The organism is Streptococcus equinus, assembly GCF_900101445.1.
Lineage (GTDB): Bacteria > Bacillota > Bacilli > Lactobacillales > Streptococcaceae > Streptococcus > Streptococcus equinus_B.
The window spans coordinates 410623-435357 of record NZ_FNKE01000001.1 but is presented as its reverse complement, the minus strand read 5'-3'; the positions used below and the strand labels follow the sequence as shown (position 1 = coordinate 435357).

26 protein-coding genes and 1 riboswitch are annotated in these 24735 nt (G+C 38.4%); of the genes, 12 read left to right on the top strand and 14 right to left on the bottom strand.

Annotation, left to right across the window (positions count from 1 at the left end; genetic code table 11):
* Positions 1 to 166: 166 nt before the first annotated feature.
* The 3 genes from BLR83_RS02220 to BLR83_RS02210 all read left to right on the top strand — a co-directional run bounded on the left by BLR83_RS02220 (position 167) and on the right by BLR83_RS02210 (position 1709).
* A complete protein-coding gene (locus BLR83_RS02220) occupies positions 167 to 376 on the top strand; it encodes a hypothetical protein (RefSeq protein ID WP_074560026.1) in 210 nt (69 codons plus the stop codon).
* Positions 377 to 471: 95 nt separating this feature from the next.
* The gene (locus tag BLR83_RS02215) at positions 472 to 657 is read left to right on the top strand and encodes a 4-oxalocrotonate tautomerase (RefSeq protein WP_002888803.1); all 186 of its coding nucleotides are present in this window, start codon (positions 472 to 474) and stop codon (positions 655 to 657) included.
* A gap of 116 nt (positions 658 to 773) precedes the next feature.
* Positions 774 to 1709, top strand: a complete 936-nt coding sequence (locus BLR83_RS02210; protein WP_074560024.1) for an FAD:protein FMN transferase — start codon at positions 774 to 776, stop codon at positions 1707 to 1709.
* 53 nt (positions 1710 to 1762) lie between these two features.
* On the opposite strand, the gene BLR83_RS02205 is transcribed toward BLR83_RS02210, so the two are convergent.
* The 3 genes from BLR83_RS02205 to guaC all read right to left on the bottom strand — a co-directional run bounded on the left by BLR83_RS02205 (position 1763) and on the right by guaC (position 4981).
* On the bottom strand, positions 1763 to 3040 hold the full coding sequence (locus tag BLR83_RS02205) for a nucleobase:cation symporter-2 family protein (RefSeq protein WP_074560022.1): 1278 nt from the start codon (positions 3038 to 3040) through the stop codon (positions 1763 to 1765).
* Positions 3033 to 3614 (bottom strand): xanthine phosphoribosyltransferase, encoded by a 582-nt coding sequence (locus tag BLR83_RS02200; protein WP_074560020.1) that lies wholly within the window; start codon positions 3612 to 3614, stop codon positions 3033 to 3035. The genes BLR83_RS02205 and BLR83_RS02200 overlap by 8 nt, the downstream gene beginning before the upstream one ends.
* Positions 3615 to 3793: 179 nt before the next feature.
* Positions 3794 to 3889: riboswitch (purine riboswitch) on the bottom strand.
* Between the two features lie 108 nt (positions 3890 to 3997).
* Positions 3998 to 4981 carry a GMP reductase gene (guaC, locus tag BLR83_RS02195; protein WP_074560018.1) on the bottom strand — a complete coding sequence of 328 codons (984 nt, stop codon included), beginning with the start codon at positions 4979 to 4981 and terminating at the stop codon, positions 3998 to 4000.
* Positions 4982 to 5367: 386 nt separating this feature from the next.
* On the opposite strand from guaC, the gene BLR83_RS02190 reads away from it, so the two are divergent.
* Both BLR83_RS02190 and BLR83_RS02185 read left to right on the top strand, forming a co-directional pair.
* Positions 5368 to 6891 (top strand): ABC transporter permease, encoded by a 1524-nt coding sequence (locus BLR83_RS02190; protein ID WP_074560016.1) that lies wholly within the window; start codon positions 5368 to 5370, stop codon positions 6889 to 6891.
* A 13-nt stretch (positions 6892 to 6904) separates the two neighbouring features.
* Positions 6905 to 7561 carry an ABC transporter ATP-binding protein gene (locus BLR83_RS02185; protein ID WP_074560014.1) on the top strand — a complete coding sequence of 219 codons (657 nt, stop codon included), beginning with the start codon at positions 6905 to 6907 and terminating at the stop codon, positions 7559 to 7561.
* Positions 7562 to 7604: 43 nt separating this feature from the next.
* Here the strand turns inward: BLR83_RS02185 and BLR83_RS02180 are convergent, their stop codons facing one another.
* On the bottom strand, positions 7605 to 9023 hold the full coding sequence (locus BLR83_RS02180; protein ID WP_039696966.1) for a glycoside hydrolase family 1 protein: 1419 nt from the start codon (positions 9021 to 9023) through the stop codon (positions 7605 to 7607).
* Positions 9024 to 9190: 167 nt separating this feature from the next.
* The gene (locus BLR83_RS02175; RefSeq protein WP_074560011.1) at positions 9191 to 10033 is read right to left on the bottom strand and encodes a Cof-type HAD-IIB family hydrolase; all 843 of its coding nucleotides are present in this window, start codon (positions 10031 to 10033) and stop codon (positions 9191 to 9193) included.
* Between the two features lie 162 nt (positions 10034 to 10195).
* On the opposite strand from BLR83_RS02175, the gene BLR83_RS02170 reads away from it, so the two are divergent.
* On the top strand, positions 10196 to 10591 hold the full coding sequence (locus BLR83_RS02170) for a sodium transporter (RefSeq protein ID WP_074560009.1): 396 nt from the start codon (positions 10196 to 10198) through the stop codon (positions 10589 to 10591).
* A gap of 31 nt (positions 10592 to 10622) precedes the next feature.
* On the opposite strand, the gene BLR83_RS02165 is transcribed toward BLR83_RS02170, so the two are convergent.
* The 5 genes from BLR83_RS02165 to BLR83_RS02145 form a co-directional block, all read right to left on the bottom strand.
* Positions 10623 to 11378: an SDR family oxidoreductase gene (locus BLR83_RS02165; protein ID WP_074560007.1), complete on the bottom strand. Its 756-nt coding sequence runs from the start codon at positions 11376 to 11378 to the stop codon at positions 10623 to 10625.
* Between the two features lie 70 nt (positions 11379 to 11448).
* Positions 11449 to 12447, bottom strand: coding sequence for a phosphate acetyltransferase (gene pta, locus BLR83_RS02160; RefSeq protein WP_074560005.1), 999 nt, complete (start codon positions 12445 to 12447; stop codon positions 11449 to 11451).
* Positions 12448 to 12464: 17 nt separating this feature from the next.
* A complete protein-coding gene (locus BLR83_RS02155) occupies positions 12465 to 13355 on the bottom strand; it encodes an RluA family pseudouridine synthase (RefSeq protein WP_074560003.1) in 891 nt (296 codons plus the stop codon).
* Positions 13352 to 14188 carry an NAD kinase gene (locus BLR83_RS02150; RefSeq protein WP_074560001.1) on the bottom strand — a complete coding sequence of 279 codons (837 nt, stop codon included), beginning with the start codon at positions 14186 to 14188 and terminating at the stop codon, positions 13352 to 13354. The genes BLR83_RS02155 and BLR83_RS02150 overlap by 4 nt, the downstream gene beginning before the upstream one ends.
* Positions 14163 to 14828, bottom strand: a complete 666-nt coding sequence (locus BLR83_RS02145) for a GTP diphosphokinase (protein ID WP_039696973.1) — start codon at positions 14826 to 14828, stop codon at positions 14163 to 14165. Before BLR83_RS02145 ends, BLR83_RS02150 begins: the two co-directional genes overlap by 26 nt.
* A 137-nt stretch (positions 14829 to 14965) precedes the next feature.
* On the opposite strand from BLR83_RS02145, the gene BLR83_RS02140 reads away from it, so the two are divergent.
* The 5 genes from BLR83_RS02140 to BLR83_RS02120 all read left to right on the top strand — a co-directional run bounded on the left by BLR83_RS02140 (position 14966) and on the right by BLR83_RS02120 (position 18841).
* Positions 14966 to 15535 carry a CYTH domain-containing protein gene (locus tag BLR83_RS02140; protein WP_074560000.1) on the top strand — a complete coding sequence of 190 codons (570 nt, stop codon included), beginning with the start codon at positions 14966 to 14968 and terminating at the stop codon, positions 15533 to 15535.
* A gap of 86 nt (positions 15536 to 15621) precedes the next feature.
* A complete protein-coding gene (locus BLR83_RS02135) occupies positions 15622 to 16593 on the top strand; it encodes a ribose-phosphate diphosphokinase (RefSeq protein ID WP_074559999.1) in 972 nt (323 codons plus the stop codon).
* An 8-nt stretch (positions 16594 to 16601) separates the two neighbouring features.
* Positions 16602 to 17717, top strand: a complete 1116-nt coding sequence (locus BLR83_RS02130) for a cysteine desulfurase family protein (RefSeq protein ID WP_074559998.1) — start codon at positions 16602 to 16604, stop codon at positions 17715 to 17717.
* Position 17718: 1 nt separating this feature from the next.
* On the top strand, positions 17719 to 18066 hold the full coding sequence (locus BLR83_RS02125) for a DUF1831 domain-containing protein (RefSeq protein WP_039696976.1): 348 nt from the start codon (positions 17719 to 17721) through the stop codon (positions 18064 to 18066).
* Between the two features lie 133 nt (positions 18067 to 18199).
* Entirely contained in the window at positions 18200 to 18841 is a 642-nt protein-coding gene (locus BLR83_RS02120; RefSeq protein WP_039696977.1) for a redox-sensing transcriptional repressor Rex, read from the top strand.
* 97 nt (positions 18842 to 18938) lie between these two features.
* Here the strand turns inward: BLR83_RS02120 and radC are convergent, their stop codons facing one another.
* The 4 genes from radC to BLR83_RS02100 all read right to left on the bottom strand — a co-directional run bounded on the left by radC (position 18939) and on the right by BLR83_RS02100 (position 23028).
* On the bottom strand, positions 18939 to 19619 hold the full coding sequence (gene radC / locus BLR83_RS02115) for a RadC family protein (RefSeq protein WP_074559997.1): 681 nt from the start codon (positions 19617 to 19619) through the stop codon (positions 18939 to 18941).
* A 55-nt stretch (positions 19620 to 19674) separates the two neighbouring features.
* Positions 19675 to 20790, bottom strand: coding sequence for an AI-2E family transporter (locus BLR83_RS02110; protein ID WP_074559996.1), 1116 nt, complete (start codon positions 20788 to 20790; stop codon positions 19675 to 19677).
* A gap of 92 nt (positions 20791 to 20882) precedes the next feature.
* Positions 20883 to 21497: a histidine phosphatase family protein gene (locus BLR83_RS02105; RefSeq protein ID WP_074559994.1), complete on the bottom strand. Its 615-nt coding sequence runs from the start codon at positions 21495 to 21497 to the stop codon at positions 20883 to 20885.
* A 67-nt stretch (positions 21498 to 21564) separates the two neighbouring features.
* Positions 21565 to 23028, bottom strand: a complete 1464-nt coding sequence (locus BLR83_RS02100; protein WP_074559992.1) for a glycoside hydrolase family 1 protein — start codon at positions 23026 to 23028, stop codon at positions 21565 to 21567.
* 375 nt (positions 23029 to 23403) lie between these two features.
* Between BLR83_RS02100 and BLR83_RS02095 the strand changes: the two genes are divergently transcribed.
* On the top strand, positions 23404 to 24732 hold the full coding sequence (locus tag BLR83_RS02095; protein ID WP_074559990.1) for an alanine/glycine:cation symporter family protein: 1329 nt from the start codon (positions 23404 to 23406) through the stop codon (positions 24730 to 24732).
* The last annotated feature ends 3 nt before the right edge of the window (positions 24733 to 24735 follow it).

Below are 24735 nucleotides of genomic sequence, written 5' to 3'. Positions count from 1 at the left end.
TAAATTTGATGACACTTTATTAAAAGAATCACGATTCTGTTACAGAAATGTATTGTCCAAAAAGGAAATTCTCCAATCAAGCACCCGAAAACCATATTGACGAAGCAAAAAGATTGAAGTATCTTATAGGAGAAAATGCTAATTTTTAATACAAAGAGGTTAAACTATGAAAGTTGGATTTAGAAAACCAAGTTTAAAAAAGAGTTTGAAAGCTCGTACTACTGCTAAATGGAAAAGACAAGCTAAAAAAGCTATCATTCCAGGATATGGGAAGAAAGGCTCAGGTTGGATTAAAAATCCTAAAAAGGCAGCTTACAATAAGGTTTATCATAAAACAACATTTGGCTTATCTGATATTTTAAAACTTTTTAAATAGAATAAAAAAACATTCCTTATTTTCCCGATAAACACTGAATTTTACTGCTAAATATGCTAAAATTGTAGTGTTAATTTATTTTAAAGGAGATTCTTATGCCATTCGTAAAAATCGATTTATTCGAAGGTCGTACTCAAGAACAAAAAGTTGAGCTTGCTCGCGAAGTAACTGAAGTTGTTTCACGTATCGCAAAAGCTCCAAAAGAAGCAATCCACGTTTTCATCAATGACATGCCAGAAGGTACTTACTACCCACATGGCGAAATGAAAAAGAAAAACTAATTTTTCATAGCTACTGAGCTTGAGGCGATTGTCTCAAGCTTTTTTGCTGACCTAAAAATTGCTTTTTTGACCAGAAAACATTATGCTAAAACTAAGAAACTTTCAGGAGGAAAAGCATGCAACTTAGCCATAGTATTCAGATGATGGGAACTACTATCGACATCTTAATAGATTCTGACTCCCCAAAGGAACACATCGCAGAAGTTTGTCGTCTGCTAGAACTTTACAAGAATCGCTTCAGTGCCAATGATACTGACTCTGAACTCATGGTCATTAATGATAACTCTAGCATCACTCCTGTCACTGTTCACCCAGATTTATTTGATTTAATTGCGATTGGCAAAAAGCATAGCTTAGCAAATCCTAGCAACCTCAACATCGCTATTGGTCCTTTGGTGCAAAGCTGGCGCATTGGTTTTGACGATGCTAGGGTTCCTGGTCCTCAAAAAATCCAAAAAGCGCTAGCCTTATCTAAACCAGAAAATATTATTTTAGATGAGACTAAACAAAGTGTCTTTCTAAGCCAAAAAGGCATGAAAATCGACCTTGGTGCTCTTGCTAAAGGTTATATTGCTGATAAAATCATGGATTATTTAAAATCCGAAAAGGTCACTTCTGCCATGATTAACCTTGGTGGAAATGTCCTTGTTTACGGCGATAATCCAAGAAACGATAACGGCAGCTGGCGAATCGGTATCCAAAATCCACAGCTACCTAGAGGCAATAATATTGGTGTTCTTGCTGTCAAAAATCAATCGGTCGTTACATCAGGAATCTATGAACGTCGCCTAAAAGTTGGAAATAAAGAATATCACCATATTTTTGACCAAGAAACTGGCTATCCTATCGAGACCGAAATGACAAGCCTTACCATCGTTTCTGACCTGTCTGTTGATTGCGAAATCTGGACGACACGACTCTTTGGACTTCCTGTCATGCAAGCTCTGGCAACTATTCAAGCCACTCCGCATATAGAAGGCATTCTCATCACTAAAGATAATCGTTTAGCTTTGACAAATGGCTTGCGCTCCCACTTTCAACTTCTAAGATAAAAGAAAAACACATCTAGGAAAAATCCTAAATGTGTTTATTTATGTCTAAACGCTTATTTTTTTGGTTTTCCGTTTAAAATCAAATTAAGAACAACAGCAAATAATGCAGCAATAACAATACCATTTGTTAAGAACATTTGAACTGTATTTGGAAGGCTAACAAAGAGATTTGTTCCGTTAAAACCAACTCCACAAGCGATTGAAACCGCAGCAATGATAAAGTTGTATTCGTTATTTTGGAAATCAACTTGATTTAGCATTTGAATCCCTTGAAGAGCAACCATACCAAAGAGAACAATCATAGCACCACCAAGAACTGGACTTGGAATCATTTGTGCCATTGCACCGAATTTTGGAAGAAGCCCAAGAATCACAAGGAACAAGGCTGTATAGTAAATTGGACGACGTGTTTTGATTCCTGAAATACGAACCAAACCAACGTTTTGTGAGAATCCAGTGTATGGGAAAGTATTGAAAATACCACCAAGAAGAACAGCGGCACCTTCTGCACGGTAACCGTTACGAAGACGTTTGCTGTCTAATTTTTCACCAGTCAAATCTGACAACGCAAGGTAAACACCAGTTGATTCAACCATAGAAACTGTTGCGATAATACACATCATAATGATTGATGTGATTTCAAATTTTGGTGCGCCAAAGTAGAATGGTTGTGGAATGTGAACAAGCGGTGCGTTAGCTACTACTGATGTATCAACCAAGCCCATAAAGGCGGCCACAATCGTTCCGCCAATCAAACCAATCAAAATGGCAATTGATTTAATGAAACCTTTAGCAAAAATATTAACTGCAAGAACAATCGCAATGGTCACAAGAGCCAAAATCAATGATTGAGCTGTTGGTTTGTCAGAGTTATCACCCATATTACCGATAGCAACTGGAATCAAAGTCAAACCAATAGTTGTAATGACAGAACCAGTAACAACTGGTGGGAAGAAATCAGCAATTTTTGAGAAAATGCCAGAAATCAAAATCACATAAATACCAGAAACAATCAAGGCACCAAACATGTAACCAGAACCTTGTTTCGCCCCGATGATTGATAACGGTGCAACAGATTGGAAGGCACAACCAAGAACAACTGGAAGTCCTACACCAAAGTGCTTACGCAACTGCAATTGCAAGAACGTAGCAACCCCACACATGAAAATATCAGTTGAAATGAGGTAAGTCAATTGTTCAGCTGAATAGTTGAGGGCGCTGGCAATCATGATAGGAACCAAGATTGATCCTGCATACATAGCAAGCAAGTGTTGCAAACCTAGGATAGCGGCTTGTGAGTGTTTTTGTTCATTCATTTCCATCTTATGCATCAGCCTCCGTAAAGACAACTTGTCCATCTTTAAATTCTTTGATTCGAGCTAGAGATGTCACAGGAACGCCTGTTTCTTCAAGTAATTTACGACCTGTTTGGAAAGATTTTTCAATGACAATACCGATACCAGCAACTTTAGCACCTGCTTGACCAATAATTTCAAGAAGTCCTTTAGCAGCTTGTCCATTTGCCAAGAAATCATCAACGATAAGAACAGTGTCATCTTCTGACAAGAATTTACTTGCGATTGATACTGTGCTTGTCACGCGCTTAGTAAATGAATAAACTTCTGCTGTTAAAATACCTTCTGTCATTGTGATATTTTTAGCTTTTTTAGCGAAAATCATTGGAACGTTCATGGCTTGTGCCGTATATAAAGCTGGTGCAATTCCAGATGCTTCAATTGTAACCACTTTTGTGATACCAGCGTCTTTATAAGCTTCTGCAAGAACTTTACCAATTTCTTGCATGAGTTCATAGTCAACTTGATGAGTAAGGAAACTATCTACTTTCAAGATATCCTCACCCAAAACATTACCATCTTTTAAGATGCGATCTTCCAATAATTTCATGGATTCTCCTTTTGAAAAATTTTTAAAATCGGATTGTTAAAACAAACAACTTACTATGAAACTTTTCAAGCGTCATTAAACAAAGACAGATTGTATAAAAAGAGGTGTTTACAAATTGTAAACACCTCTTGCAAAACTCGGTCACATTTTTACAGGTATGCAAAAATGTTTTCTCAGACAGCAACTGAGAATTGACTTATTGTTAGACATTACGGTGTCTTGTAGAAACGCTACGCCTATTCGTAGCATAAATAAGTAATATTGAATTTTAACCATCACATTAATGATAGAACTATTGTATCATTTTAAACTTGGATTTCAAGATGACATTGGTCCTATTATTAAAGAAGTAATATTCTGAAAATAATGACAACTTTCCTGTTCTAAATTGAATCACCGTTCCAGATTGAATTTTTAACGATAACATAATCAACACGTGTCAAGGCATGCAAATCACGACCACCAGCATATGAAATTGAGCTTTGAAGATCCTCTTGCATTTCAACAAGTGTGTCTTTTAAATGTCCTTTGACAGGGAGTAAGATTTTCTTACCTTCAACGTTTTTGTGTTCTCCTTTTTGGTACTCAGAAGCTGAACCGTAGTATTCTTTATACTGTTTTCCATCTACTTCTACCAATTTTCCTGGGCTTTCTAAATGTCCAGCAAAGAGAGAACCAATCATGACCATTGTCGCACCAAATCGAATAGATTTGGCAATGTCACCGTGAGTACGAATACCGCCATCAGCGATAATTGGTTTACGAGCTGCTTTTGCGCACCAACGCAGTGCTGCTAATTGCCAACCGCCTGTTCCAAAACCAGTTTTCACTTTTGTGATACAAACTTTACCAGGACCAATCCCAACTTTTGTGGCATCAGCACCAGCATTTTCCAACTCACGTACAGCCTCAGGTGTTCCAACATTACCAGCGATAACAAAAGTATCTGGCAATTCTTTTTTAATGTGCTTAATCATCTCAATGACACTATTAGAATGTCCATGAGCGATATCAATGGTAATGAATTCTGGCGCATCATCTTTTAAGCTTGAGACAAAGTCGTACTCATAATCTTTAACACCTACTGAGATTGAAGCAATCAAGCCTTGGTCATGCATACGTTTGACAAAAGGTTTACGAGAAGCCTCATCAAAACGATGCATAATGTAAAAGTAACCATTTTTAGCAAGCTTTTCAGCGATATCTTCATCGATAATCGTCTGCATGTTGGCAGGAACAACTGGCAATTTAAAAGTATAATCACCAAGTGTCACATGCGTATCAGCTTCTGAACGGCTTTTAATGATACATTTGTTAGGAATGAGTTGAATATCTTCATAATCAAAGACAGGCATTTCGTTATACATATCAATTTCTCCGTGGTCTTTGTGTCAGCAAACAAACACTCAGACGAGGTCAAAGGACAATCTAAAAAGGTCACCTTTTCTCTGTCAGAGTAGCTCAAAAACACATCGACTCTTTCATTAAAAAATGACCTTCCTATAACTCCACTGTGCCTTAACACAACAGAGCATCGCTAGGTAAAACCTTACCCTTCCATTATCATTTTACAACTTCATTCGTTTTATGTCAATTATTTTTATTTCATATTTTTGTATCGTTCGGTTTTTACGGACAACATTTAGTGGTAGCATTTTCATAATTTTTAAGTTTTGTTTCAGTTTTCTTTCAGTTTGACTTAAGTTTAATCCCCTAGACTTTTTTGTAATACGATTGCAAAGGAGTTATTGACATGAATTTTATTAAGCGAGCCTGGCTTGCGACAAAAGCTAAAAAAGGACGCACGGGACTACTTGTTTTGGTGACCAGTGCGATTTTGATTTTTGTCCTAGCTGGATTAACCATTAAAAATGCGGCAGATTCTGCTGTCACATCAGCTAAAAAACAAGCAGGTGCAACCGTGACTTTATCTGTTAACCGCGAAGCTATGATGAAGGCTTTTAAACCTGACAGCGAAAATAGTTTTGACTCAAGTAGCAACACCACAGCTACTACTTCTGTTGAGCTTACAACAGCAAAATCAATCGCAGAAAAAAGCGGTGTCTCATCATACCTTTTCACAACGACAACAACGGCTAGCGCAGGTGACGGCATTTCTGCTATCTCTACTTCGTCATCTTCTGAAGAATCAAGTGATGATACTTCGTCAGCCAACAATCAACCCGAAAACCACGGCGGCATGATGGCATCGGGTGATTTTACCATTACTGGTGTTAACACAACTGATAATGTCAGCGACTTCACTTCAGGCACAAATGAGATTAAAAAAGGTGTTGGCATCACGTCAGATACTGCCGACAACTCCGCACTTATCTCTTCAGATTTAGCTAGCGAAAACAATTTAAGTGTGGGTGATACTTTCACAGTAACAACCACTATAGATAGCACTGAGACAAGCTACACCCTAACTGTCATTGGTATCTACGACAATTCATCAACAGCAACGACAGCACAAATGATGTCAAATGCTTCAAACCCACAAAACAACATTTACACAACACTGACAACAGCTAATACCATGAAAGGTGAAACAGATAAACTCGATTCAGCTGTCTATACCCTTTCAAATCCTGAAAAAATGAGCAGTTTCGTCAAAGAAATAAAATCAGAAATCGACACTGACACTTACTCTGTGACATCAAGCGATGAAATCTATGAACAAATGCTCTCACCACTTAATAACATTTCATCAATTGCACAAAATATTGTTATTTTGGTGGCTATTGCTGGTGCAGTTATTCTAACTTTAATTGTTATTTTAAGTATCCGTGAACGCCGTTACGAAATTGGAGTTCTCATGAGTTTGGGTGAAAATCGCCTTAAAATCATCGGCCAATTCTTCACAGAGCTATTCATGGTAACCATTGTTTCTCTTGTGATTGCATCATTTGCAGGAAATTTTGTCGGAAATGCACTCGGTAACCAACTGCTGTCATCTTCGACTCAAACACAACAAACTACAAACCAAGGACCTAATGGCGGTGGTCCTGGTCAAGAGACAAACTCTTCTAATGATGACAATAAACAAAATGACTCAAAACCCCAAAATGACAAACCATCCGGCGGTGGTTTTGGTAACATGATGTCAATGGCAACAACTTCAACACAAGAAATCGATAATCTCGACATCAAACTAACAGGAACTGATGTCGCTAAACTCGGTGGAATTGCCCTTCTCATCTCATTTATCTCAACTATCTTAGCAAGTATCGGTATCATTCGCATGAAACCAAAAGATATCTTATCATCAAATTAGAAAGGACACTCATATGACCTTACACACAAAAAATATTGGCTATTGGTACACTAATAATCCAGATGATTATCTGTTTAAAGATGTCAATCTAAGCTTCGAAAGAGGAAAAATTTATGCCATTCTTGGGCAATCAGGAAGTGGAAAGACCACCTTTCTTTCCTTGCTGGCTGGCTTAGATAGCCCAAAAGCAGGTAATATTTACTTAGATGACAAAGATATTAATAAGACTGGCTTGACCAATTACCGTAAAAACGCTGTTTCAACCATCTTTCAAGCTTATAATTTAATGACTTATATGACTGCACGTCAAAATGTCCAAACAGCCCTAGAAATCACAAATACTCCCGTTGACAATGCTAAAATTGATGAGCTTTTTGAGCTAGTGGGCATTCCTAAAGAAATGATTGATAAGCCAGTTCTTCAACTTTCCGGTGGTCAACAACAGCGTGTTGCCATCGTCCGAGCCCTAGCAACCAATCATGATGTCATTATCGCTGATGAACCAACGGGAAACTTAGACGAAGAAACCACCCAAGACATTGTCAATATCTTCAAAGACATCGCTCATCAGCAAAATAAAACCGTGATTATCGTGACACATGAAACGACTGTCGCTAAAGAAACAGATGTCGTTTTTGAACTCAAGAAAAAACAATTCACCCAACTATAAGAAGAAAAGCACCCAGCAAAACTGCTGAGTGTTTTTTCTTATTTTAGTCTGACAAATCTTGTCCGTTACTTGCAATAACTTTTTTATACCAGAAGAATGAATCTTTGCGGTAACGTTCAAGGCTGCCAACTTCTTCATCAGTACGGTCAACGTAAATGAAACCATAACGTTTACGAATGCCTTCGTGTGTTGAGATAAGGTCAATAGCTGACCATGGATTGTAACCAAGCATATCAACGCCATCTGTAATCGCTAATTGAATTTGTTCAATGTGAGCACGAAGATAGTCGATACGATATTGGTCGTGAACTTTACCATCTTCTGTCAAAGTATCGTAAGCTCCAAGACCATTTTCAGTAACCAAAAGTGGTAAACGGTAACGGCTGTACATTTCACGAACAGTTGCACGGAAGCCGACTGGGTCAATTTCCCAACCAAATTCAGTTTTTGGAAGGTTTGGATTATCAACGCCACGGTAGAAACCTGCTTCTCCACGCGCTGTTTGTTGGTCAGCTGATGGATTCAAGCTTTCTGTACCATCTGATGCAGCTACCGTTGCTGTATTATAGTAGTTAAATCCAATAAAGTCTGGTTTTGCCGCTTTCATGATGGCACGATCTTCATCAGTAATCACTGGAGTAGCATCCTGTTCTTCAAGGTATGCCCAGACAAGGTTATTGTATTCACCTAGGATATAAGCATCAAGGTAAAGCCAGTTACGAATTGCATTGAAGTTTTGAGCAGCTAGAACATCTTCTGGTTTTGATGAAGCCGCATAAACCAATGAAATGTTTGGTGCTGGACCGATTTTAGCTTCTGGAAGCATTTCGTGGCAAAGTTGCATGGCTTTAGCTTGCGCTACCAATTGATGGTGGTTTTGTTGGTAAATTTCTTTTGTAAGGTTTGTTGTTCCTTCTGGCACATGAAGAGTACCGATAACAGGACCAACCAAAGTAAGCATATTTTGTTCGTTGATTGTTAGCCAGTATTTCACACGGTCACCAAAGTTTTCAAACAAAACACGTGCGTATTCCGCAAACCAATCTACTGATTCATGTGTTGACCAAGAACCACGTTCATCAAGAGCTGCTGGCATATCAAAGTGGAACATTGTCACGATTGGTTCGATATCATATTTCAAACATTCATCAATCAAGTTGTTATAAAACTCAATTCCTTTTGGATTCACTTCGCCAGTACCGTTTGGTAAAACACGTGACCAAGAAATTGAAAAACGATAAGATTTAAAGCCCATTTCTGCCATCAAGGCAATATCTTCTTTGTAGTGATGATAATGGTCAACTGAAACTGTCAAATCTGCAGTTCCTGCTGGCAATTCTTTCACGTCTTGACATGAAGGTCCTTTACCATCTTCTAAAGAGGCACCTTCTACTTGGTAAGCAGATGTTGATGCCCCCCACAAGAAATAATCTGGAAATGGTTTTAGCGTTTTGTGTAACATGTAAATCTCCTTTTAACTTTTCATTGACTACAATTATAGCGCTATCATTTCTAAAAAACTAATGCTATCCAACGCTATCCTTGTACTATCATACGAAAAAATGACAACAAATATCAGATATCTAAACAAAATATAAACAATCTGACAATTCCTATCTCAAGTCATTTTCATTCCATCAAACCTAATTTGGCAAAGGCGTTATAAAGACCATCTTCTTCGACATCGTCAGTCACCATATCCGCCATCGCTAGAATTTCTGGGCCACCATTTCCCATAGAAACACCAATCTTACAACACTCAAGCATTGGAATGTCCACTTTGGCATCACCAAAAGCAATGGTATCCTCACGACTAGCCTGCAAATGCTCTAAGATAACATCAATAGCATGCGCTTTGGTAATGTCTTTAACGCCGAGGTCGCCAAACAAAGCCGTTTCCCCTCGACCACCCCAAGTTCCTGCTTTTAAGTTTGGAAAAGCCTTAGCAGAATCCAAATGATCTTGGTAAGAATTCAAAATAAAGCTGACTTTATTTAGGTCATCACGGTACAATTCGCCACCATAAACCAAGCCATGAAGAGCATCTTCAGCTTCCATGTTTTCCACTTCTGCGGCTGTTTTTCCTTTTTGCATAACGTACTTTCGCATGACTGGACGGGCGGCTTCTTTAAAGTTTTCTGAAGCAAACAAGCCATTATTAGACTCCAAATAGAATTCTAATCCGCGTTCATGTAGCCAATCAACAATTGCTCTCGAATCTTCTTTTGAAATCATCTGGTGCATGATGACTTCTTCGTTGTACTCGACATATGAACCATTACCACCAATCATGCCATCAAGTCCAATCTCCCATAATTCTGGCTGCATCTCCGCACGACTACGACCTGTACAAACAAAAACTTTATGCCCATTATCACGCGCTTGTTGAATTGCAATCGCAGCAGATTCTGGAATACGATTGTGATAATCGACCAAGGTTCCATCAACATCTAAAAAAATAATTTTACTCACAGCACTGTCCTCTTCGTTTTTAATGCCTCTATTTTACTAAGAAATCAAGTAAAACGATAGTTATATCTTACGAAAAACTGATACTTTCCTCTGCTCTTTTTCAGCTGACAACTCTCGGACAGCTTGCTTGCATTTCTGATACAAAATCGCTATGCTAAAACCATGAAAAATGTAAAAGACTTATTGGCTCATATTCCTTACCGAGCTAGTTTTTATGATAAAGATTTAAAACTGATTTATAGTAATAATCGTTCAGACGGCTCTTTTTTCTCTGAACCCGAAGAAAATGAATTACCACAATGGGTTTGGACCAGTCTTGAACAATCACCAGAACAAGCCGTCCATTTTCAAATTCCTACCGAATCATTTGACCGCATCTTATTTCAAACTTATCAAGCAGTTAAAGATGACTCTGGTGAATTTATGGGAGTTATCACTTTTATTCAAGATTTAAAGCCTGTTCTGGCAAGTTACCTAAATGAATCTGGTCAAGCAATCGTTGGCTGGTCCGATGTCACTTCTGGTCCTTCTAGCACAAATCCTATTTTCGATGATTAAAAAAGAGCCCAAAGGCTCTTTTTGCTTATTCTTAATCACGGTAAACAGGCTGGGCACCGTATGTTTGAGATACCGGCATCATTTCAATACGATTGAAATTCACATGCTCTGGCTGACTAGCCACCCAAGAAACGGTGTTTGCGATATCTTCTGGCGTAATAGCATGCGCTCCTTCGTAAAGTTTCTCAGCACGTTCATCGTCACCTTTGAAGCGGACATTTGAAAACTCTGTTCCTTCGCAAAGCCCTGGTTCGATATTCGTCACGCGAATTTTTGTACCGGCAAGATCAGCACGCAAATTTAGCGAGAATTGTTTGACGAAGGCTTTTGAAGCACCGTAAACATTGGCACCTAGGTATGGAATAGTTCCTGCTGTTGACCCAAGGTTAATAATCATCCCTGAATTACGCTTAACCATGTCTGGTAAGACTTGACGTGTCAGATAAGTTAGACCGATGATGTTAGTATTAATCATAGTCATCCAGTCAGTAAAATCTGCCTCATACGCCTTGTCTAAGCCTAGTGCCAACCCAGCATTATTGACTAAAAGGTCAATTTGCTGCCAAGCTTCTGGTAAACTTCCTAAAGCTTGGTCGATGAGTTTTGGCTCAGAAACATCCATTTGCAAAGGATAAACCTTATCACTACCTAGTTCTGCTTGTAAGCTCTGCAATTTTTCCAAACGACGAGCACTGGCAATGACTTGGTAACCATCTGCTACTAATTTCTTAACAATAGCTTTTCCAAATCCTGCCGAAGCGCCTGTTACTAATGCGATTTTTGTCATGTCATTCTCTTTCTATACTCTTCTGTATATAAGAAAGTCAGTTGGTTATCAGCCAACTGATTCTTTCTTATTATTCGTTCATGTCACCAACAGCCTGAGCTGCTGTGATAATAGCCAATTTATAAATATCTTCTGCACTTGAACCACGTGATAAATCATTGACTGGTTTGTTCAATCCTTGAAGAATTGGACCGATTGCTTCAAACATACCGAGACGTTGAGCAATCTTGTAGCCAATGTTTCCTGATTGAAGGTCTGGGAAGATAAAGACGTTTGCTTGTCCAGCGACGTCACTATCTGGTGCTTTTACTTCTGCTGTACTTGGAACAAAAGCGGCATCAAATTGCAATTCACCATCGATAGCCAATTCAGGCTGACGTCCTTTAGCCAGTTGTGTAGCTTCACGAACTTTTTCAGCTTGAGGTGCTTTTGCACTTCCTTTTGTTGAAAAGCTAAGCATGGCAATCTTTGGATCAATGTCAAAAATTCTTGCCGTTTCAGCAGTATTTAAAGCAATTTCAGATAATTCTTGAGCATTCGGATCAATATTGATAGCACAATCTGCGAACATAAAACGTTGATCAGTGCTTTCACGGTTCATCAAGAAGACACCTGATGTTCTGGAAATGCCTGGTTTTGTTTTGATGATTTGAAGAGCTGGGCGAACAGTATCTGCTGTTGAGTGAATCGCACCAGAAACCATACCATCAGCCAAACCAAGTTTGACCAACATGACACCAAAATAATTAACGTCTTTCAATAGACGATCAGCATCTTCAGGAGTTGCTTTACCTTTTCTGATTTCAAGAAAGGCTTCCTTCATCTCATCAAACTTATCATAAGTTTGCGGGTTAATAATCACATAGTTTTGATCAGCAAAACCGAATTTAGCCAATAATTCTCGAACTTCCGTAGCTTCTCCTAAAATAATTGGTTCAATCAAACCTTCAAATTTTAAACGAGCGGCTGCACGAAGAACACGTTCATCATTTCCTTCAGGAAAAACAATTTTGAGGTTTTTACCAACAATTTTTTCCCTTAAGCTACCAAATAAAGATCGAATTCCCATAAAAATTAACCTTCCATCTATTTTTGTTGTAGCTTCATGATAACGCTATCAAAGTCATCTGTCAAGTTTGCACTTTGGATAATCTCTTTATTTGTGTAAGGGTCTACAAAACGTAGATAATGGCAATGAAGCGCTTGTCGTGTAATGCCAAGATCCATGCGGCCACCATACAAATCATCTCCCAAAAGCGGGAAACCAATGTGAGAAAAATGCACACGAATTTGGTGAGTTCGCCCTGTGTGAAGTCGAATATCTACCAAAGCCACATCGCCAAAGCGTTCCACAACACGATAACTTGTGTGAGCGTATTTTCCAGACGGATGCACGCGACGTGTGATAATACTATCTTCATCTCGAGCAATCGGCGCAATGATTTCACCCTCATCTTCTAGTTCACCTTGTCCAGAAACCAAGGCATAATAACGTTTTTCAATGGTCTTACTTTGTAATTGCTTATCAAGTCGAGCATGGGCATAGCCGTGTTTGGCAAAGAGCATCAAACCGCTTGTATCCTTATCAAGTCGAGTCACGATGTGAACTTGCTTGTTAGGATAATTTTGCTCCATGTAGTAATATTTGACAAAATTAGCAATAGTATTTGAATGCAAAACACTTGGAATGCTTGCATAACCATGGGGTTTATTGATAATCAAAAAATGATCATCTTCATAGGCAATATCAAGGTCGTGTTTCACGGGAATAAGGGTTTCATGTTCCTGTTCATCAGGAATTTCAATCGTCACCACATCTCCCACGTCCAATAAATAAATGGCATTTTGCTCAACGCCATTTACCCAAATATTACCACCTTTAAATTTAACTTTGGCTAATAAGCCTTTTGAGACATCATGTCCCTTTAAAAATGTTTTTACTTTTGTTCGTCGGTCCGCAATAAATTCAAATCTCACGAATCTACTTCTCCTATAAAGGCATCTCTCACGCGCTCCCAGAAACTTGTATGGAAGGGTGTTGCCACAAAACTAATTTTTTTATTGTCAATACAATATTCAATTTTAGATACATTTTTATAATGCATGGTTTTGTTATCGATTGATACTGTATAAACGCCTTGACGTTTAGGAATGATTTCAATTTTATCTTTTTTCGGCACAATCACAGATGACCCAAGGGTGCGATAGACACGGTTGTTAAGACTAGAAATCTCTGTCAACTGCATCGCTTCCATGGTTGGGTGCAAAATAGCTCCGCCTAAAGATTTATTGTAAGCTGTGCTTCCTGTCGGTGTCGATACCGAAATACCATCACCACGAAAACGTTCTAACTTCACTTTATCAATGACAACGTCAGCAACCATTGTTTTCTCAATACGTTTGATGGCTACTTCGTTAAGGGCACGCGCTTTTACCACACGACCATCATCTAAAGTGATTTTAGCTCGCAAAACTGGATAAGATGCCTTACGCCCCTTATCAACTCGCAAATTCTCAATTAACTTTTCTACTTCAAAATCTCGGTAATCGGTGTAAAACCCCAGATGACCGGTATGAATTCCCACAAAGCGGACTTTATCAAGAATCTTTTCATACGTGTGAAAAGCAGACAACAACATGCCATCACCACCAATGGAAATGACAATATCTGGATCTTTTTTAGACAAATAAAATCCTTTATCTTCCTTGAAAGCCGCAAAAAGCTTTGAGGCAACTCGTCTACTCTGATATTTCCCGTTTGCTACGATAGCAACACGTGTTACTTTATCTGTAATATTCGTCTGTGTCATCACTATTTCCTACACCATCACTTAATTTCCGACTTGCGGGATCAAATAAAAGCTGTGCTTCCCTAATATCCTCGCGAATTTTTCGCATCTCCTCATCCAACTCAAGGGCAATTTTTGCTGTTGTTTCCAAACGTTTTTTAATTTCATCAGGAAACTCGCCTTTATATTTATAGTTCAATGAATGTTCAATCGTTGCCCAGAAGTTCATCGCTAAAGTCCTAATTTGAATTTCAGCTAGAACTGTTTTTTGACCATCAATGGTATCAACAGGATATTCCACAATAACATGGTATGAACGATAACCACTAGCTTTCATATGCGTGATGTAATCACGTTCTTGTACGATTTTCATATCGTGTCGACTACGCAAAAGTGCCAAAACTTCATCAACGTCATCAACAAACTGAACCATGATACGAAGACCAGCAATATCTTGCAAATCTTGTTCAATGTTCTCTGGTTTAATCCCGCGTAGCACCATTTTTTCCTTGATACTCTCGACTGATTTCACACGACCAGTCACAAACTCAATCGGTGAATGTCGATTTTGTTTACGAAATTGCTTGCGGATTCCACGCAATTTAATCTTCAATTCACCAACAGTTTGTATGTAAGGATCTAAAAATTTCTCCCAGTCCATCACATTTCCTTCCTAATGGGATGGGCTTGTCACGCAGACATAACCAATCCTTGTCAAAAAATTGACTTTTGTATAGAATTAATATAACAAAACCATTATACCATATTTCTAATTGAGGAAAAAAGGAAAATTATTTTATGACACACCTTGAAATTGAGTACAAAACATTACTCACTAAAGACGAATTCAATCGTCTGAACAGTCAACTTTCACACGTTACGCCTGTCACTCAGACGAACTACTACTTCGATTCAGATAATTTTGACATGAAAGCACATCGCATGTCTCTTCGCATTCGGACATTGCCAAATCGCGCAGAAATCACACTGAAAATTCCAAAAGAAGTTGGTAATTTGGAATACAACTATGATTTGAGTGTTTCTGATGCAAAAGAAATCATCAAATCAGGTCAATTTCCAGAAGTTGATTTTTTGAAACTTATCGAAGAAAATGGTGTTAAACTATCAAGCCTTAAAAATTTTGGTAGTCTGACGACAACACGCCGCGAAACAATGACTGATATTGGTCTTATGGCTCTTGATAGCAATCAATATGCTGATATTAAAGACTATGAACTTGAACTAGAAGTTGAAAATGCTGAAAAAGGCAAAAAAGATTTTGACAACTTCTTAGCTCAGCATGACATTGATTTCAAGTATGCTAAAAGCAAAGTTGCTCGCTTTAGCGCAACCCTTAAGCGAAATTAAAGACGCTTTTTCCTTAGAAAATGCTGAATTATTTCAGTTTTTTTGGTAAAATATAAGTATTAATTTTAAAGGAGTTTATTTATATCATGGCAGAACATTACGCCGACAAACAATTCAAGCTTTTTTCTCTTTCTTCTAACGTAGAGATTGCACAAAAAATTGCGGACGAAGTTGGAGTCCCTCTTGGAAAAGTGTCAACACGCAAGTTTTCAGACGGCGAAATCATGATTAACATCGAAGAAACAGTTCGTGGTGATGATATCTACATCATCCAATCAACTAGCTACCCTGTTAATGACAACCTTTGGGAACTCTTGATTATGGTAGACGCTTGTAAACGTGCCAGCGCCAACACTGTCAATGTCGTTATCCCTTACTTCGGATACTCACGTCAAGACCGTATCGCTGCATCACGTGAACCAATCACAGCTAAACTTGTAGCAAACATGCTTGTTAAAGCTGGTGTTGACCGTCTTTTGACTCTTGACCTTCACGCTGTTCAAGTACAAGGTTTCTTTGATGTTCCAGTTGATAACCTCTTTACTGTTCCATTGTTTGCTCAATACTACTGCGACCTTGGTTTGAAAGGTGAAGACGTTGTTGTTGTCAGCCCTAAAAACTCTGGTATCAAACGTGCTCGTAGCTTGGCTCAAACTCTTGATTCACCAATCGCTATCATCGACTACGCTGAAGATGATGCACACCGTGAAGAAGGTTACATCATTGGTGAAGTTGCTGGTAAAAAAGCAATCCTTATCGATGACATTTTGAACACTGGTAAAACATTTGCTGAAGCAGCTAAAATCGTTGAACGCGATGGTGCCACTGAAATTTACGCTGTAGCAAGTCACGGTCTATTTGCTGGAGCTGCTGCAGAAAGCCTTGATGCTGCTCCTATCAAAGAAATCTTAGTAACTGACTCAGTCGCTACTAACGAACGCTTGCCTAAGAACATTAAATACCTTTCAGCAAGCAAATTGATTGCTGACGCGATTATTCGTATCCACGAAAAAACTCCGCTCAGCCCATTATTCTCATATAACGCTAAAAAGGATTAATTTACTATATGATATATCTCGATAATGCTGCAACTACCCCTCTCACACCTTCTGTTATTGATGCAATGACAGAAATCATGGTCAACGATTTTGGTAACCCATCAAGTATTCATGGGATTGGACGTCACGCTAACCAACGTTTGCGTTCTTACCGCCAGACCATTGCCTCAGCTTTAAAAACTGACCCACGCCGCATTATCTTTACATCTGGTGCTACTGAAAGCAACAACACAGCCATCAAAGGCTATGCTCTTGCTAACCAAGAAAAAGGTAAACACATCATTACCACTTCTATCGAACACCACTCTGTTCTTCATACAATGGAGTATTTGGAAAAACGTTTTGGTTTTGAAGTTACTTACCTAAAGCCTGAAGATGGTCATATTTCTGCTAAACAAGTAGCTGATGCTCTTCGTGATGATACGATTTTAGTCAGCACAATGTTTGCAAACAACGAAACTGGTGACCTTCTTCCTGTTAAAGAAATCGGCGAACTTCTCTCAGACCATCAAGCTGCTTTCCACGTTGATGCTGTTCAAGCAATCGGAAAAATTGATGTTTATCCTGAAGAGATTAAAGCTGACTTTCTTTCAGCTTCTGCTCATAAATTCCATGGACCAAAAGGTGTCGGTATCCTTTACTCAACACCACAACACTTTGACAATTTGCTCCACGGTGGTGAACAAGAAGAAAAACGCAGAGCAAGTACTGAAAATATGATTGGTATTGCTGGTATGGCAAAAGCCTTATCAGACGCTGTCGCTAACAAAGATGCTAATTACAAACATGTTCAAGACTTACGTCAAGCTTTCCTTGATGCTATTTCTGGCTTAAATTATTACATCAACGGTAGCCAAAACACAATGCCTCACGTGCTCAACATTGGTTTTCCAAACCAAAACAACGGTATTCTCTTAACTCGTCTTGATTTAGCTGGTATCGCTGTTTCAACTGGTTCTGCATGTACTGCTGGTACTGTCGACCCAAGTCACGTCTTGGCAAGCCTATATGGTGAAGATTCACCACGTCTGGCTGAATCAATCCGCGTTAGCTTCTCAGAACTCAACACTATCGAAGAAGTTCAAGAACTCGCTAAAAAATTAATAGAAATTGTAGGAAAATAGGATGGCATTTGAAAAAGAAATCACTTTAAAAGACTGTCTTTACAGCTATGCTATTAGCGATAATATTAAAAAATATACGCTTCGTGACACAACCTTTACGCAAAACCGTATCGGTAATTACGAATTAACGCGTTTATTGGAAAAAGTCCCTAATTCAGGTGACGGATTCCCATTGAAAATCACTATCAACAAAGATTTGACAGGCTTCAAACTAAGCATCACTGACAAATCAGGGCTTCGTTTCGTTAATATCTTCAAATCTGAAGATAACAAAATCCTCCAAGAAAAATTCTATTTCTTGATGGACAGCCTCGTTGAACGTGATATTTTCACTAAGAAAGAAGCTTAATCAACAAAAACAACTCCCTAGCTACTTCTTGTTAGCTTTGGAGTTGTTTTTTTAGTTTATTTTGTAAAATTTGTTTTTAATTTCACAAAGTTTTTGTTACAATAGATGTAACAAGTAAAAGGGAGATGGTATTGTGACTACTGAGAAATCTATTCCTAAAGCAACAGCTAAGCGACTCTCGCTGTATTATCGTATTTTTAAACGTTTTAATACAGACAACGTCGAAAAAGCAAGCTCAAAACAAATTGCAGATGCTATGGGAATCGATTCTGCAACTGTTCGCCGAGATTTTTCCTATTTTGGTGAACTAGGAAGACGTGGCTTCGGCTATGACGTCAAAAAATTAATGAACTTCTTCGCTGATATTCTAAACGACCATTCAACGACAAATGTTTTATTGGTCGGATGTGGTAATATCGGACGAGCATTACTTCACTACCGTTTCCATGATCGTAACAAGATGCAAATTGCTATGGCTTTTGATACGGACGATAATGAAATTGTTGGGCATCAAACATCAGATGGTATTCCAGTTTATGGTATCTCATCACTTAAAGAACACGCGCAAGAAGCTGGCATCGAAACAGCTATCTTAACGGTTCCAAGTACAAAAGCTCAAGAAGTTGCTGATATCTTGGTTGAAGCTGGTATCCGTGGTATTTTGAGTTTCTCTCCCGTTCACCTAAATGTTCCAAAAGGTGTCATCGTCCAATACGTTGACTTAACAAGTGAATTACAGACACTTCTTTATTTCATGAGTCAATCAAATCAATAACAAACTGCAATCCAACTGCTTTTTGCTTAGCTAAGTTCATTTAGTATTAGAATACTTTTTCTTGTCTGAGAGTTTTCCTCTCAGGCTTTTTTTAGTTTTACAATACATCAGTTTCTTCCCTAAAACTATAATATTGGTATTTGCCTACTATAATGTGATCAAGACAAACTATCCCAATATCATCGCAAGCTCGTTTCATTTTCTCGGTAAAACGTAAATCATTTTCACTTGGTGCTGGGGAACCAGATGGGTGATTGTGAACAATAATCACCGAAGTTGCCATATTTTTACAAGCGTAATATAAAATTTCGCGAGGCTCAGCGATTGAACGACGAACCGAACCAATAAAAATCGTCCGTTGTTCGATAATGCGATTTTGAGTATCCAAATAAATCGCCACCAAATGCTCCTGCTTTTGGTCGCTCAACTCTAACATCATCTTTCTAGCCAAGCGTTCACTACTCATGATGCGTTCTTTTTGAATATACTCTGCTTTACTGATGCGCTTTGATAGTTCAATCATTGCTTTGATTTCAATGGATTTGACATAGCCAATTCCTTTTATTCTTTGCAATTCTTGTAAGGATAAATGCTGAAAGTCAGCAAGTGTATCTATGTGTTTTAAAATATCATTAGCTACTTCTAAAACTGGTCTTGTCTTGGTACCTGTTCGTAGTAAAATGGACAATAATTCTTGATTACTTAATTGCTCGGCACCTAAATCTCTCAATCGTTCGCGTGGCAACATGGCATCTGCTTTCATTTCTATTGCATACATAAAAATACCTCCACTTATTTATTCGTAAGTTAGAGGTATTTTTTTCTTTATTTCACTATTCTAAACGATTTTCTTGGCGTTTAGCGACATTATCCTTGATAATCTGATAAAGACTAGCGGCTAAAGGTACAGCTACTAGCATTCCTAAAACGCCCCAAAGCGCTGCGCCAATGGTAATAGCCATCAATACCCACATACCAGGTAAGCCGATTGAGCCACCAACCACGCGCGGGTAAATGAGATTTCCTTCAAATTGCTGAAGAACAACAAGGTAAATCACAAAGAAAATAGCTTGAGAGACTGACTGCGTCGCAATCAGAATAAATCCAATCGTCAAACCAATGTAAGCTCCCACAACCGGAATTAAAGCTGTAAAAGCAACTAGAATCCCGATAGTTGCTGCATAAGGCAGATGCAACAAAAGCATACCACCAGCTGTTAAACTCCCAAGAATCATTGCTTCCAAGGTTTGTCCGACAAAGAAACCATGGAATCTCTGATGTAAAATATCTAAAACATAGTGGACAGTCTTAGCGTATTTTCCAAGATAAGAATCAATTAACAGATTAAATTGACGAGCTAGTTGTTCTTTGCTAGCTAGCACGTAAATTGAAAAGACCAAACTAATAAAGACATTCAGAAGCGTTGAGGCAATGGTACTTACTGACGTTAAAATGCTTGTCAAAACTGACAAAACTTGATTCAAAATCTGTTGACTATAATCTGACAGTGTCGTCGTCACATCTGATGATGTCCCAAAATATGCCAAAACATCTTTGACAACTTTATTGTCATTAACTTCTTTGATAAAGTTTGCAATACCACTAGTATCGATTTTCAACAGTGAATTAATACTTGCAATCAAATCTGGTAGAACAATTGAAAAGAGCCAACTAATCAATAAGATAAAGGTTAAATAAGCCAAAATCATTGAGAAAGCACGTTTTACCTTCAAAAGGTATTTATTTTTAATCAAACGTGTGAAAATCATCTCATAAAGGCTCATGACGATATTTACGATATAAGCAATACCAGCTCCAATCAGAAATGGCTGACTCGCTTTAATCACCGTCGCCACAAGTGATGTTCCCGTATCCCAATATGCTTTAATCGCGTAACATATCACAAAAGCAAGAACTATATAATAGACCTGTTTTTTCTCAAATTTCATGGGGAATAAATTCTCCTTAATAAAGTTATTCCCATTATAGCAAATTTTATTAAAATGTCGAAAAGTCTGCTGCTTTGCCTACCTTTATCATTTCAATCCCGCTCAAAAATGTATTCTTGCGTGCTTGGATTGTAAATCGACTGAACACACATTTCTTTTCCGTCATAAGTTATTTTGAAAATCGCACAGTTTGCTGGACGTTTTTTAGGAGTTGGCGGATTTTTCGTAGCATGCAAACAAAACTGCATAATAGCTCCACCGTGGCTGACAAATAACAAAGTCTCATCTTCTTTGCTATCTTCCAAAACTTCACGAATAGTACGCTCCATGCGCTCATAAACCTGAACATTTGACTCTCCACCATAACGTACAAAAAAGTCTCGATAGCCTGAGCCATCTTCGTGGTGAACTGGCGGATTCAAATACTCTTGATGCGCTTCATAAGCTCCAAAATCCATTTCCTTGATGCCTTTTAAGCGAATGTAGTCTACTCGCCCAGTCGCTAGTTCAGCTGTGTCACAAGCCCTCTCTTGCGTTGACGAATAGACACACGTGAAAGTAATCCCTTCTTGCTCAAAATACCGTCTTGCTGCCTTAGCTTGTTCAATCCCTTCCTCTGTCAATGGAGAATCACAAGCTCCTTGAATACGTCCTTGAACGTTAAAGCGAGTTTGTCCATGTCGCATTAGGTAAAATGTTTTAACCATCTTTTCCTCCCTAATCTCAATATAAGCAAACTAACTCAGTTGAATGTCTTCAACCGAGTTTAGCTTATTAATCGTTTAAAATATTTGCACCGCGTGACGCAATCAAATCTTTGTAATAGAAGAATGAATCCTTGCGTGAGCGGTCAAAGCTACCGTTTCCTTGGTCATCCGCATCAACGTAAACAAAACCGTAGCGTTTAGACATTTCAGAAGTTGATGCTGAAACAAGGTCTGTACAACCCCACCAAGTGTATCCCATCAAGTCAACACCATCTTCAATCGCTTCATACATTTGTTTGACGTGAGATTCCAGATAATCAATACGGTATTGGTCATGAATTGAACCATCTTCTTCTACCTTGTCAAGAGCGCCAAGACCATTTTCGACAACCATAAGCGGTACTTGGTAACGGTCATAAAGCTTGTTTAAAGTGATACGAAGTCCAACGGGATCAATTTGCCAGCCCCAGTCAGAAGCTTCCAGATATGGATTTGGTTCGCTTAGAATAAGGTTTCCGGCAGTTTCTTCACCAGATTTTTGCTTACGTGCAATAGAGCTCATGTAATATGAGAATGACATGAAATCAACAGGGTATTTTTCAAGAATTTCAAGATCTCCGTCAGCAATTTCTAACTCAATATTGTTTTCTTTGAAGAAACGTTTAGCATATGATGGGTATTTACCACGTACTTGGACATCAGAGAAGAAAAGATTTTCATGGTCTTTTTTAATCTCTTCCATAACATCATCAGGATTACATGTAGCTGGATAGGCTTGCATACGCGCTAACATACAGCCAATTTTAAAGTCAGGATTGATTTCATGACCAACTTTTGTGGCTAAACTTGATGCCACAAATTGGTGATGCGCTGCTTGGTACATGTCTTGGAGATTCAATTTACCATCTTCAAATAAAAGCCCACCAGACAAATAACCTGTCATACCAATAATGTTAATTTCGTTAAAAGTTAACCAGTATTTGACTTTATCTTTGTAGCGATTAAAGACTGTTTCAGCATAGCGCACAAAGCAATCAATCACTTTACGATTCTTCCAACCGCCATATTCTGTGATTAGATGAATTGGAAATTCATAGTGTGATAATGTCACAAGTGGTTCAATGCCGTATTTATTAAGTTCATCAAAGACTTTATCATAAAAGGCTAACCCTGCTTCGTTTGGAGTGACATCATCACCATTTGGAAAAATACGTGACCAAGCAATTGACATACGGAAAGTCTTAAAGCCCATTTCTGCATAAAGAGCAATGTCTTCTTTGTAACGGTGATAAAAATCTGATCCCCAACGTTTCGGATACAAACCTTCTGTGTCATTTAAAGCAGCATCAAGTTTAGCACGTGTCATTGGGCTATTGAATTCACTTCCCATTGATTTTCTCTCTTCCGGTGCTACTGCACGTGAAGTGTCTGAAGTTGCAGGACCTCGACCATCTACATTCCATGCTCCTTCAAATTGATTGGCAGCTGTTGCACCACCCCATAAAAAATCTTTTGGAAATTGTTTTTTCATTTTTCTCACCTCATACTTTAGTTTACTCTTGTATTATATCTGGAAATGTAAGTGTTTTCTATCACTATCATCTTAAAAAATGATACTATCACAAGCTATTGAGGCAATTGTCTCATCTTATCAGAAATATATTTTCAAAAAAATGAAACCACCCATGAAAAAGTGGTCACTTTTCATCCCTTTTATAGAAGAAAATTTGACAAAAGCCCTTTCTCTCTATATAATTAATTAGTTGAAATTATTCTATTTTTTCTGAAAATGGGAAATATATTTTAATAAGTAGTACTGATTTAATGGCTAAAAGATAAAGAGTCACTTGATGATTTACCCTTTAACCAATGATTACAGTACTATGACTGACTTAGGAGTTTGATTATGTATAATTTTCTATCGTCTTTAGACAGTCTAGTCTGGGGACCACCTCTTCTTGTTCTCCTTGTTGGAACAGGAATTTATTTGTCTTCTCGCTTGGGATTATTGCAAGTTTTCCGCCTACCAAAGGCCTTAAAACTTATCTTTAAATCTGAAGCAAAAGGTAAAGGGGATATTTCAAGTTTTGCCGCACTGGCTACTGCTCTTGCAGCAACTGTCGGTACTGGTAACATTGTCGGTGTCGCAACTGCCATCAAACTTGGTGGGCCAGGGGCACTTCTTTGGATGTGGATGGCCGCATTCTTTGGAATGGCTACAAAATACGCTGAAGGTGTTTTAGCCATCAAATACCGTACAACAGATGCAAACGGTGAAATTTCTGGTGGTCCAATGCACTACATTGTTAATGGGATGGGAAAACGCTGGAAACCTTTGGCCATCGCCTTCTCAATTTTCGGGGTAATGGTTGCCTTGTTTGGTTCAGGGACTTTCACACAAGTTAACTCAATCACTGATTCACTTAGCAACACTGTTGGCTGGTCACCAAAAATCATCAGCATTGTCTTGGCTGTTCTTGTCAGCATTATCATCTTTGGTGGTATTCAATCGATTTCAAAAGTTGCTGAAAAAATTGTTCCATTTATGGCAATCATTTATATTCTAGCAACAATTACAATTCTTGCTTTCCACTGTAACCAAATTCTTCCAAGTATTGCTTTGGTTATTAAATCAGCCTTTACTGGAAAAGCGGCAACTGGTGGTTTCGCTGGTGCAACAGTTATCACAGCTATCCAAGCCGGTATCGCACGTGGTATCTTCTCAAATGAATCTGGTCTTGGTTCTGCACCAATCGCTGCTGCTGCTGCGAAAACTGACGAACCCGTTGAACAAGGTCTTGTTTCTATGACTGGTACTTTCATTGATACCATCATCATTTGTACCTTAACAGGACTTTCAATTATTGTTACTGGTGGTTGGTCAAGCAATCTTAACGGAGCAACCTTGACACAATCAGCATTCTCAACTGTCTTTGGAAACTTTGGTGTCTATGCCTTGACATTCAGTTTAATCCTCTTTGCCTTTACCACAATTCTTGGTTGGGGATATTACGGGGAACGCTGTTTTGAATTCCTATTTGGTGTTAAAGCTATTCCTGTTTACCGTATCATTTTCATCGCTATGGTTGCTCTTGGTGGTTACATTAGCCTTGAAACCATCTGGGTTATCGCTGATATCGTTAACGGTTTGATGGCAATTCCAAACTTGATTGCCTTACTAGCCCTTTCACCAATTATCATCAAAGAAACAAAACGCTATTTCGATACACACTAAAAA

Excerpts from the sequence above, each read along its gene's own strand:
- BLR83_RS02220 (WP_074560026.1), top strand. The coding sequence starts at position 167 with ATGAAAGTTGGATTTAGAAAACCAAGTTTAAAAAAGAGTTTGAAAGCT.
- BLR83_RS02215 (WP_002888803.1), top strand. The coding sequence starts at position 472 with ATGCCATTCGTAAAAATCGATTTATTCGAAGGTCGTACTCAAGAACAA.
- BLR83_RS02210 (WP_074560024.1), top strand. The coding sequence starts at position 774 with ATGCAACTTAGCCATAGTATTCAGATGATGGGAACTACTATCGACATC.
- BLR83_RS02205 (WP_074560022.1), bottom strand. The coding sequence starts at position 3,040 with ATGCATAAGATGGAAATGAATGAACAAAAACACTCACAAGCCGCTATC.
- BLR83_RS02200 (WP_074560020.1), bottom strand. The coding sequence starts at position 3,614 with ATGAAATTATTGGAAGATCGCATCTTAAAAGATGGTAATGTTTTGGGT.
- guaC (WP_074560018.1), bottom strand. The coding sequence starts at position 4,981 with ATGTATAACGAAATGCCTGTCTTTGATTATGAAGATATTCAACTCATT.
- BLR83_RS02190 (WP_074560016.1), top strand. The coding sequence starts at position 5,368 with ATGAATTTTATTAAGCGAGCCTGGCTTGCGACAAAAGCTAAAAAAGGA.
- BLR83_RS02185 (WP_074560014.1), top strand. The coding sequence starts at position 6,905 with ATGACCTTACACACAAAAAATATTGGCTATTGGTACACTAATAATCCA.
- BLR83_RS02180 (WP_039696966.1), bottom strand. The coding sequence starts at position 9,023 with ATGTTACACAAAACGCTAAAACCATTTCCAGATTATTTCTTGTGGGGG.
- BLR83_RS02170 (WP_074560009.1), top strand. The coding sequence starts at position 10,196 with ATGAAAAATGTAAAAGACTTATTGGCTCATATTCCTTACCGAGCTAGT.
- BLR83_RS02165 (WP_074560007.1), bottom strand. The coding sequence starts at position 11,378 with ATGACAAAAATCGCATTAGTAACAGGCGCTTCGGCAGGATTTGGAAAA.
- pta (WP_074560005.1), bottom strand. The coding sequence starts at position 12,447 with ATGGGAATTCGATCTTTATTTGGTAGCTTAAGGGAAAAAATTGTTGGT.
- BLR83_RS02150 (WP_074560001.1), bottom strand. The coding sequence starts at position 14,188 with ATGACACAGACGAATATTACAGATAAAGTAACACGTGTTGCTATCGTA.
- BLR83_RS02145 (WP_039696973.1), bottom strand. The coding sequence starts at position 14,828 with ATGGACTGGGAGAAATTTTTAGATCCTTACATACAAACTGTTGGTGAA.
- BLR83_RS02140 (WP_074560000.1), top strand. The coding sequence starts at position 14,966 with ATGACACACCTTGAAATTGAGTACAAAACATTACTCACTAAAGACGAA.
- BLR83_RS02135 (WP_074559999.1), top strand. The coding sequence starts at position 15,622 with ATGGCAGAACATTACGCCGACAAACAATTCAAGCTTTTTTCTCTTTCT.
- BLR83_RS02130 (WP_074559998.1), top strand. The coding sequence starts at position 16,602 with ATGATATATCTCGATAATGCTGCAACTACCCCTCTCACACCTTCTGTT.
- BLR83_RS02125 (WP_039696976.1), top strand. The coding sequence starts at position 17,719 with ATGGCATTTGAAAAAGAAATCACTTTAAAAGACTGTCTTTACAGCTAT.
- radC (WP_074559997.1), bottom strand. The coding sequence starts at position 19,619 with ATGTATGCAATAGAAATGAAAGCAGATGCCATGTTGCCACGCGAACGA.
- BLR83_RS02110 (WP_074559996.1), bottom strand. The coding sequence starts at position 20,790 with ATGAAATTTGAGAAAAAACAGGTCTATTATATAGTTCTTGCTTTTGTG.
- BLR83_RS02105 (WP_074559994.1), bottom strand. The coding sequence starts at position 21,497 with ATGGTTAAAACATTTTACCTAATGCGACATGGACAAACTCGCTTTAAC.
- BLR83_RS02100 (WP_074559992.1), bottom strand. The coding sequence starts at position 23,028 with ATGAAAAAACAATTTCCAAAAGATTTTTTATGGGGTGGTGCAACAGCT.
- BLR83_RS02095 (WP_074559990.1), top strand. The coding sequence starts at position 23,404 with ATGTATAATTTTCTATCGTCTTTAGACAGTCTAGTCTGGGGACCACCT.